This is a genomic window from Streptomyces thermospinosisporus, from assembly GCF_039526425.1.
Taxonomy (GTDB): domain Bacteria; phylum Actinomycetota; class Actinomycetes; order Streptomycetales; family Streptomycetaceae; genus Streptomyces; species Streptomyces thermocarboxydovorans.
Window position 1 is genome coordinate 33,587 of record NZ_BAAAIZ010000007.1, and the last position, 9,710, is coordinate 43,296.

Below are 9,710 nucleotides of genomic sequence, written 5' to 3' on the forward strand. Positions count from 1 at the left end.
CCGAAAACCCCTGGTCCATTCGGGTGAGGACCAGGGGTTACGGGTCCGACCGTACGAATCGGGTAACGCTCGTACGACCGGCCCGGCCGGGGTACTACGACCCGCTCGGCCGCGGCATCGCGGCGTACGGACCGGCCCGGCCACGGCATCACGGCCGCACGACCGGACCCGGGTCACCGCCTGCGACTCGCTCAGGCGGCCGCCGCGTCGCACTCCTGCCCGCGCAGTGCCCGCGCCAGGTCGTCCCGGGCCTCCAGCACCAGCCGCCGCAGCGCCGGCGGCGCCTGCTCGTGCGCGGCGAGCCACGCGTCCGTCGCCTCGAGCGTCGCCGGGGAGTCCTGCGTGGCGGGGAACAGACCCCGCACCACGTCCATCGCGATCTGGATCGACCGCTCGCGCCACACCCGCTCGATCGCCTCGAAGTACTTCTCCGCGTACGGCGCCAGCAGCTCCCGCTGCGAGTACTGCACGAACCCGGAGATGGTCGCCTCCACCAGCGCGTTGGACAGCGCGTCGGACTCCACCACCTGGGCCCAGCACTGCGCCTTCACGGCGGCCGACGGGCGGGCCGCCAGGCAGCGCACCTGGTGCCGCTTGCCGGAGGCGGTGTCGTCCCGGGCCAGCTCCTCGGCCAGCGCCTTCTCGTCCGCCATCCCGTGCGCGGCCAGCGGCTCCAGGAACGCCCAGCGCAGCTCCTGGTCCACCTCAAGACCCTGGATCGTCACCGTGCCCGCCAGCAGGTCCTGCAGCAGCTGGAGCTCGCCGGGCGTGGACGCCACCCGGGCCAGGAACCGCGCCCAGGCCAGCTGCTGTTCGCTGCCCGGCTCGGCCGCCTCCAGCTCCCGCCGGGCCCCCTCGGCGAGCAGCGCCCCGCCGGTCTCCCGCCAGGCGGGAGCGGCGTAGTGCACCAGCGCCGACTCGGCCCAGGCGTGCAGCATCTGCAGCACCCCGATGTCGCTCTCGCGCCCGGCGAAGCGCAGCACCAGAGAGATGAAGTCCCGGGCGGGCAGGAGCGCGTCGCGGGTGAGATTCCACAGCGCGGACCAGCACAGGGCGCGGGCCAGCGGGTCGGTCAGGGCGCCGAGGTGCTCGCGCAGGGTGGCCAGCGAGGTCTCGTCGAAACGGATCTTGCAGTACGTGAGATCGTCGTCGTTGACCAGCACCAGCTCGGGCGCCTCGGCCCCGGCCAGCTCCGCCACGACCGTACGGGCGCCCTCGACGTCCGCCTCGGCGCGCGCGTACCGCTCCAGCGTCCCGTCGCCGGTGCGCCGGTACAGGCCCACCGCGACCCGGTGCGGCCGCAGTTCGGGGTGCGACTCGGCGGCCTCCTGCACCACCGCCAGCTCCTCGACGCGCCCGTCGGAGCCCAGCAGCACCTGCGGGGTGAGGGAGTTGACCCCGGCCGTCTGCAGCCAGGACCGCGACCAGGCCGCCATGTCCCGCCCGCTGGTCTCCTCGAGGACCGACAGCAGGTCACCGAGGGTGGTGTTGCCGTAGGCGTGCCGCTTGAAGTAGCGCCGGGCGCCCTCGAGGAAGGCGTCCTGACCGGCGTACGCCACCAGCTGCTTGAGCACGCTGGCGCCCTTGGCGTAGGTGATGCCGTCGAAGTTCAGCTTGGCGTCCTGCAGATCGCGGATGTCCGCGGTGACCGGATGCGTGGACGGCAGCTGGTCGGCTCGGTAGGCCCAGGCCTTGCGGCGGTTGGCGAAGGTGATCCAGCCGTCGGTGAAGCGGGTGGCGCCCACCAGCGCGAAGGCGCCCATGAAGTCCGCGAAGGACTCCTTCAGCCACAGGTCGTCCCACCAGCGCATGGTGACCAGGTCGCCGAACCACATGTGCGCCATCTCGTGCAGGATCACATTGGCGCGGCCCTCGTAGGACGCCTGGGTCACCTTGCCGCGGAAGATGAACTCCTCGCGGAAGGTCACCATCCCCGGGTTCTCCATCGCGCCCAGGTTGTACTCGGGCACGAACGCCTGGTCGTACTTCCCGAAGGGGTACGGGTAGTCGAAGTGCTCGTGGAAGAAGTCCAGGCCCTGCTTGGTCACCAGGAACACGTCGTCGGCGTCGAAGTACGGGGCGAGACCCTTGCGGCACATCGCGCCCAGCGGGATCCGCAGCCGCGTGCCGTCCGGCAGCTCGCGCTCGTAGGAGTCCTCCACGTAGTGGTACGGGCCCGCCACCACGCAGGTGATGTATGTGGAGATGGGCTTGGTCTCCGCGAACCGCCACACCCCGTCGGTGAGTTCACCGGCGCCGTTGCTCCACACCCGCCAGCCCTCCGGGGCCCGCACCTCGAAGCGGAACGGCGCCTTGAGGTCGGGCTGCTCGAAGTTGGCGAAGACCCGGCGGGAGTCGGCCGGCTCGTACTGGGTGTACAGGTACACCTCGCCGTCCTCGGGGTCGACGAAGCGGTGCAGGCCCTCACCGGTGCGGGAGTAGGCGCACTGGGCGTCGACGATCAGCTCGTTGTCGGCGGCGAGGTCCTCCAGCAGGATGCGGGAGCCGTCGAACACCTCGCCGGGGTCCAGGTCGCGCCCGTTGAGGGAGACAGCCGTCACACTCGGCGCGATCAGGTCGGCGAAGCTGCTCGCGCCCGGCTCGGCGCAGCGGAACCGGATGGTGGTGACGGAGCGGAACGTCCGCGGCCCCGGCCCGCTCTCCTCGCCGACCGCGGACCGCACATCGAGGGACACCTCGTATCCGTCGACGGAGAGCAGCGCGGCCCGCTCCCGGGCCTCGTCACGGGTCAGGTTCTCACCGGGCACGGGCGGTACTCCTCATGCGTCGTCGACATGACTGATCAGCACCGATCCTGCCATGCGCCCCTGACAGGGAGCAGCCGGGAATGGCCGGGAGGCGGTGTGGCGTTGACGTGGAAGCCGAGGCTGGAACGAACAGACCCGTACCACGCAGACCCCCTGCCACGTCGAGGAGCGACATGTCGGACACGTCACCTGCTGCCCCCATCCCCGTCGACTTCTGGTTCGACCCGCTGTGCCCCTGGGCCTGGATGACCTCCCGATGGGTGCTGGAAGTGGAGAAGGTCCGGGACATCAAGGTGCGCTGGCATCTGATGAGCCTCGCCGTGCTGAACGAGAACAAGCTCGACGCGCTGCCCGAGGAGTACCGGGAGATGCTCGAGACCAAGGCCTGGGGCCCCGTCCGGGTGGTCATCGCCGCCCAGCAGGAGCACGGCGCCGAGGTGCTCGGCGACCTCTACACCGCGCTCGGCACCCGCATCCACAACCGCGGCGAGGGCCCGGGCAAGGAGACCGTCGCCGCCGCGCTGCGCGACGCCGGGCTGCCCGAGTCCCTGATGGAGCACTGGGACTCCACCCCTTACGAGGCGGAGCTGCGCGCCTCGCACAAGGAGGGCATCGAGAAGGTCGGCCAGGACGTCGGCACCCCGGTCATCGCGGTGCCCGGTCCCGACGGCAAGGAGATCGCCTTCTTCGGCCCGGTGGTCACCCCGGCCCCCAAGGGCGAGGAGGCCGCCCGCCTGTGGGACGGCACCCTCGCGGTCGCCTCGGTCCCGGGCTTCTACGAGATCAAGCGCACCAGGACGAAGGGGCCGGACTTCAGCAACCTCTGAGGCCGGCGCCGGCGACAGCAAGCGCATACGGAAGCCCCCCGCGAGTCACGTCCTCGCGGGGGGCTTCCTCTTTCCGCCTGCCCCGGGTGAACGGTGAGAAGACGATCACGAGGCAGGACGCTTCAGGGGCTGCCGGGCTCAGGGGGTTTCCGGGGCCCCGGTCCCGGGGGGCTCCCGGTCTCAGGGAGCGAGCAGCAGCACATCCGTGCGGGACTTGGCGGCCTCGTAGCGGCGGGCGACGTCCTGCCAGTTGACGACCTGCCACATCGCCTCGATGAAGTCCGCCTTCTGGTTCCGGTACTGCAGATAGAAGGCGTGCTCCCAGGCGTCGAAGACCAGGACCGGGGTGGAGCCCTGCCCCACGTTGCCCTGGTGGTCGTAGACCTGCTCGACGATCAGCCGCCCGCTCAGCGGCTCGTACGCGAGCACGCCCCAGCCCGACCCCTGGGTGGTCGCAGCCGCCTTGGACAGCTGCGCCTTGAATGCCGCGAAGGAGCCGAAGGACTCCTTGATCGCCTCCGCCAGCTCGCCCACGCCGTCCTGGGCGAGCGGCTCGCCGCCGCCCTCCTTCGGGCCGGTCATGTTCTGCCAGTAGATGCTGTGCAGGATGTGCCCGGACAGATGGAACGCCAGGTTCTTCTCCAGTCCGCTGAGCGCGCCCCACTGCTCCTTCTCCCGCGCCTCGGCGAGCTGCTCCAGCGTGTCGTTGGCGCCCTTCACATAGGCCGCGTGGTGCTTGTCGTGGTGCAGCTCGATGATCTCGGGGCTGATCACCGGGGCGAGCGCGGAGTAGTCGTAGGGCAGGTCGGGCAGCGTGTACACGGGCATGGCGGGGTCCCCTCCGAACCTCTTATTGCAATAAGCTTGCAACTGCACGCTAGCAGCAGGAGGGCCGCCGGGGAGGGCCGGGGCATGCAAAAGGCCCCCGCGTGTCGTCCACGCGAGGGCCCTTGCCGAGAGGGCCGGTGATCAGCGCCGGGCGCGCACCCGCTGCCAGGCGTAGCCCACGGCCGCCAGCACCAGCGTCATCCCGCCCGTCGAGTACAGCTGCACGCGCGTGTCGGGCTCACGCGCCATCAGCGCGAACACCGCCGCCATGCCCAGCAGCGCGACATACGTCAGAAACGGGAACGCCCACATCCGCACGACCAGCTTCTCCGGGGCCTCCCGCTCGAGCCGGCGCCGCAGCCGCAGCTGGGAGACGGCGATGAAGATCCAGACGACCAGGATCACCGCGCCGATCATGTTCAGCAGCCAGGAGAAGACGTCGTTCGGCCGCCAGTAGCTCAGCAGCACGCACCCGAAGCCGAAGACCGAGGAGGCCAGCACGGCCACCCGCGGCACACCGCCCGACACCCGGCCGAGCGCCTTGGGGCCCTGGCCGCGCTCGACCAGCGAGTAGCCGATGCGAGAGGCGCCGTAGATGTTGGCGTTCATCGCCGACAGCAGGGCGACCAGCACCACCACGTTCATCAGCTGACCGGCGCCGGGGATGCCGAGCTCGTCCAGCGCGGCGACGTACGGGCCGCTCTCCACCACGGCCGGGGAGTCCCAGGGCACCAGCGTCACGATCACGGCCATGGAGCCGATGTAGAACACCGCGATCCGCCACATCGCGGTACGGACCGCGCTCGCCACGCCCTTGACCGGGTCCTCCGACTCGGCCGCGGCGATCGTCACCGTCTCCAGACCGCCGTAGGCGAACACCGAGGCGAGCAGCCCGATCACCAGCCCCTCGGCGCCGTTGGGCAGGAAGTCGCCCAGGTGGGAGGTGCCGGGGGAGTCCGTGCCCGGCAGCAGGCCGGCGATGGCCAGCCCGCCGAGCACCAGGAACAGGGTGATCGCGCCGACCTTCAGCGCGGCGAACCAGAACTCGAACTCACCGAAGTTCTTCACCGCGGCGAGGTTGGTGCCGCAGAACACCACCATGAACAGCGCCACCCAGGCCCACTCGGGCGTACCGGGCAGCCAGCCGGTCACGATCTTGGCGGCGCCGATGCCCTCCAGGCCGACCGCCGTGCACAGCAGCACCCAGAACGACCAGCCGGCGGTGAACCCGGCCCAGGGCCCGAGCGCCCGCTCGGCGTGCGCCGAGAAGGAGCCCGACGACGGATGGGCGGCCGACATCTCGCCGAGCATCCGCATCACCAGCATCACCAGGAGGCCGGAGAGGGCATAGGCGACGACGATCGACGGACCGGCGGCGGCGATGCCGGCACCGGAGCCGACGAACAGGCCGGCGCCGATGACACCGCCGAGGGCGATCATCGACAGATGGCGCTGCTTGAGACCGTGGGAGAGGGAGACGCCGTCCTGCTCCGGCGGCGCTTTCACAGAGGTGCTGGGCATGGGGCGCGGATCGTCCAATGCGTGGGGGGACGTGGGCAAAACGACACCAGTCTGGGTGGCCGGGCCACCCTCGGGCCGGAGCGGCTCACCATACGGACACCGTGCGGACGCACGGTGCCCGGCCCCTGACCGGCGGTGCGGGGACGGGTCGACGCCGCCACGACCCTGATTGGTGAAACCCTACAGGCCCGTCCCGGCGCTCCGAGTGAGAGATGCCTCCTCAGCTCCGTGACACGGGTCACTCCCGCCCGGGTGCCGTTTCCGTTCTTTGTCCGAAGCCCACCAATGGCCCGATCCCGCCTTTGTCGGGCCATGACGGTGATCGCCGCGCGGGCAGCGGGATAGCGTCACGGTGTTCCGAACCGTCCTCACCCTCGCGGAGTCCCCATGAGCACCGTCGCCGCCACACCCGCCCGCCCCGGCCTGGTCCTCGCCGACCTGCTCCCGGCCTCCCGCGTCCGGGACACCGCCCTCGTGCTCGGCGGTGCCGCGCTCACCGGCCTCGCCGCGCAGATCGCCGTGCCCGTCCCCGGCTCCCCGGTGCCGGTGACCGGCCAGACCTTCGCCGCCCTTCTGGTCGGCACCGCCCTCGGCGCCCGCCGGGGCCTGCTCTCCCTCGCCGTGTACGCGCTGGCCGGCATCGCCGGTATGCCGTGGTTCGCGGGAGGCGCGTCCGGCATCGGGATGCCGTCCTTCGGCTACATCATCGGCATGATGCTGGCCGCCGCCGCCGTCGGCGCCCTGGCCCGCCGCGGCGCCGACCGCTCCGCCTGGCGGATGGCGGGCACCATGCTGCTCGGCGAGGCGATCATCTACGCCGTCGGCGTGCCCTACCTGGCCCTGGCCACCGGCATGTCCGCCTCCGCCGCCATCGCGGCCGGCCTGACCCCGTTCCTCATCGGCGACGCCCTCAAGGCCGCCCTGGCGATGGGCATCCTGCCCACGGCCTGGAAGTTCGTGAACAAGCGCTGACACCCACCGAGCAGCGGACCGGCTGCCGAAACGCAGTGGTGTCCCGCCCCCAGCCGTCGCTGCATCGCCTGACAGCCCAGCGGGGCGGAGCCGGCCCCGGCCGCTGGACGAAGGCCCGCCGGTTCGTACGACTGACGTACGGCCCGGCGGGCCTTTTGCGTGCCGGGGTCCGTCTCAGACGCCGGCTTCCTGCTGTCCCGGCCGCCGCAGCGACCACCACAGCCCGGCCGCACCGGCCGCCAGCAGGGAGGCGCCGGCCGCGCCCAGCGGCAGCAGCTCACGCACCGGGCCCGTCTTCGGCAGCTCGTCCGCTCCCGGGCTCACCGGCTCGTTGTCGGTGCCGAGGAGCAGGGGAGTGGCCGGGGCGTCGGGCGAGGGGTTGGTGGTGCCGAACGGGACCGGCCCCTGCTGCCAGTACGTCTTCTTCCTGTCCTCCGACTGGACGGGAAGGCAGATCTTCCCCTTCTTCTTCAGGTCGTACGTGGCGTCCACCGCGTACGACTTGGAGGCGCCGGCGGCGAGATTGCCGACCGGGCAGCTGAATCCGCTGTTCGCACCCTCCGGAAGGCCGTTCTCGGCGATCCGTTCACAACCGGGGACGTTCTTGACGGTCAGTCCGTCGAACCCGACGACCAAGAGATTGATCTTCCCGCTGTCCGCACTTCCCCCATTCTTCACCGTGGCGGTAATCGCCGTCTTCCCCGAACTGTTGTCGACCGAGATCTTCTCGGGCAGCAGCGTCGTCAACTCCACCCCCGCCGGGGCCTTGTCGACGACCTTTCCCCCTTTGCTGCTCCCGGAGTCCTGATCGTCCGCCACGGCGGTGCCGGAAAAGATCAGAACCGCCGAGAAAGATGCTGCCACCAGCGATCCGGTGACGTTCGCCCTGCGACGAGAACTCATGTTCGCCCCCCTTGGCTGCGCCTGAATTCGCAGTACTCGAAGAGGTACCACAAGATTTGTCCGCACTATGCTGGGACCGCCTGAAGTGTGACCATCGTGTTTCACTCGGGCCGTGCTGAGGGGGTGTGGCGGATTGCCGGGGAATATCAACAGCGCCGGGATTCCAGGGATATTGGTGGCCGGGCGGTACCGATTGGGCGAGAGTATCGGTCAGGGGGGAATGGGGCGGGTGTGGCGAGCCGCCGACGAAATACTCCACCGCCAGGTCGCCGTGAAGGAAATGCGGCTGGACGGAAGCGACGCGGAGGATTCCCGGACGCGCCGCGAACGCACTCTGCGCGAGGCACGGGCGACCGCACGGATCGACCACCCCAACGTGGTGCGGATCTACGACGTGGTCGACGAGGGCGAACGGCTGTGGATCGTCATGGAGTTGGTGGCCGGCCGCTCGCTGGAGCGCATTCTCGCCGAGGACGGCCGGCTCACCCCGCGGGAGACGGCCCGCATCGGGCTGGGCCTGGTGGCCGCACTCCGCGAGGTGCACGCCCGCGGTGTGCTGCACCGTGACATCAAGCCGGGCAACGTCCTGGTGGACCGCGGCGGCAGGGTCGTCCTCACGGACTTCGGCATCGCCGCCCTCCAGGACGCCAAGGCGCTGACCATGGCCGGCATGCTCGTCGGCAGCCCCGACTACATGGCCCCGGAGCGCGTCTCCGGCCGCCCCCAGGGCCCGCCGTCCGACATCTTCTCCCTGGGCGCCACGCTCTGCGCCGCCCTCAGCGGCGCCTCTCCCTTCACCCGCCCCACCACCCTGGCCACCCTGCACGCCGTCCTCTACGAGGACCCGGAACTCCCGGAGACGGCCGGACCGCTGCGGGACACGCTGGAAGCGGCCCTGCACAAGGACCCGGCGCGGCGCCCCTCCCTGAGCAGGCTGGAATCCACCCTCGGCCTCATCGCCCACCCGCCCCCGTCACCCACCGTCCCGACCCCCGCCCCCACACTCCCCGCCCGGCCGGAACCGGACCAGGTCCCCACGCTCCCTGCCCGGCCGGAGCCGGCGCCGGATCCCGAGCCACCGCCTGCCACGGTCGTCAACCGGCCACAGTCCGAGCCCGATCCGCCTGAGGGCAGGCGTGCCGCTGGACGCACCGAGTCCCCTCCGCGCGAGCGCGACCGCCGGCAGCACAGGCCCCCGGACTCCGATGTCCGCCCGGACTCTTCCATCGGTTCCCGCACCAAGCCGCACCGCCGCACCGTCCTCGCCGCCGCGGCGGCAGCGGCCGTCGCCGCGACCACCGTGCTCGCCGTCCTGCTCACCGACACCGGGGCCGACCCCTCCGGAAGCGGCGGCGGCACGGAGACCTCCGCGCCCGACCCGAGTCCCACCGTCCAGGGCACCTCCAGGCCTCCGTCCCTGCCGCCCGGAGCCCGCCGCGAGGCGGGGGGATTCGCCTGGACGCCGCCCGTCGGCTGGCGCCGTGACGTCAAGACCGGCGCGGAGGTGCACTACACCTCCCCCGACGGCCGGCAGGAACTGGTCGCCAAGTCCGCGCTGGCCCGCGGCGACCTCCTGCAGACCTGGCAGACCTCCGAACGCAACGCCCACCAGGGCCGGAACTACCGCAAGATCCGCCTGGAGGAGACCACCTTCCGCGGTCACCCCGCCGTGGTCTGGGAGTACACCTTCACCCTCGAGGGCACCCCCTGGCACGCCCGGCTCCTCGGCTTCAACCAGGACGGCAAGTCGTACCAGATCAACACCTGGTACCAGCCCGGCACCGAGGACGAGGCCCTGCGCGTCTACGAGAAGACCAAGAAGAGCTTCACCGTGCTGTGAGCAAAAGCTGAGGGCGCACGTCTCTGCACATGGAAGGGGCCCGCGGCGGAC

At 71.2% G+C, this 9,710-nt stretch carries 7 protein-coding genes; 3 read left to right on the forward strand and 4 right to left on the reverse strand.

The window, feature by feature from the left end:
- Positions 1-191 precede the first annotated feature (191 nt).
- Entirely contained in the window at positions 192-2,768 is a 2,577-nt protein-coding gene (pepN, locus tag ABD207_RS02815) for an aminopeptidase N (protein ID WP_344009771.1), read from the reverse strand.
- Between the two features lie 173 nt (positions 2,769-2,941).
- Between pepN and ABD207_RS02820 the strand changes: the two genes are divergently transcribed.
- Positions 2,942-3,595, forward strand: coding sequence for a mycothiol-dependent nitroreductase Rv2466c family protein (locus ABD207_RS02820; RefSeq protein WP_344009772.1), 654 nt, complete (start codon positions 2,942-2,944; stop codon positions 3,593-3,595).
- Between the two features lie 180 nt (positions 3,596-3,775).
- Here the strand turns inward: ABD207_RS02820 and ABD207_RS02825 are convergent, their stop codons facing one another.
- Both ABD207_RS02825 and ABD207_RS02830 read right to left on the reverse strand, forming a co-directional pair.
- Complete coding sequence (locus tag ABD207_RS02825; RefSeq protein ID WP_344009774.1) at positions 3,776-4,423, reverse strand: superoxide dismutase; 648 nt, start codon at positions 4,421-4,423, stop codon at positions 3,776-3,778.
- A gap of 141 nt (positions 4,424-4,564) precedes the next feature.
- Positions 4,565-5,944 carry an amino acid permease gene (locus ABD207_RS02830; RefSeq protein WP_344009775.1) on the reverse strand — a complete coding sequence of 460 codons (1,380 nt, stop codon included), beginning with the start codon at positions 5,942-5,944 and terminating at the stop codon, positions 4,565-4,567.
- Positions 5,945-6,331: 387 nt separating this feature from the next.
- Between ABD207_RS02830 and ABD207_RS02835 the strand changes: the two genes are divergently transcribed.
- Positions 6,332-6,916: a biotin transporter BioY gene (locus ABD207_RS02835; RefSeq protein ID WP_344009776.1), complete on the forward strand. Its 585-nt coding sequence runs from the start codon at positions 6,332-6,334 to the stop codon at positions 6,914-6,916.
- 174 nt (positions 6,917-7,090) lie between these two features.
- Here the strand turns inward: ABD207_RS02835 and ABD207_RS02840 are convergent, their stop codons facing one another.
- Complete coding sequence (locus tag ABD207_RS02840; RefSeq protein ID WP_344009778.1) at positions 7,091-7,819, reverse strand: hypothetical protein; 729 nt, start codon at positions 7,817-7,819, stop codon at positions 7,091-7,093.
- A 220-nt stretch (positions 7,820-8,039) separates the two neighbouring features.
- On the opposite strand from ABD207_RS02840, the gene ABD207_RS02845 reads away from it, so the two are divergent.
- Positions 8,040-9,659, forward strand: coding sequence for a serine/threonine-protein kinase (locus tag ABD207_RS02845; protein WP_425580618.1), 1,620 nt, complete (start codon positions 8,040-8,042; stop codon positions 9,657-9,659).
- Positions 9,660-9,710 lie beyond the last annotated feature (51 nt).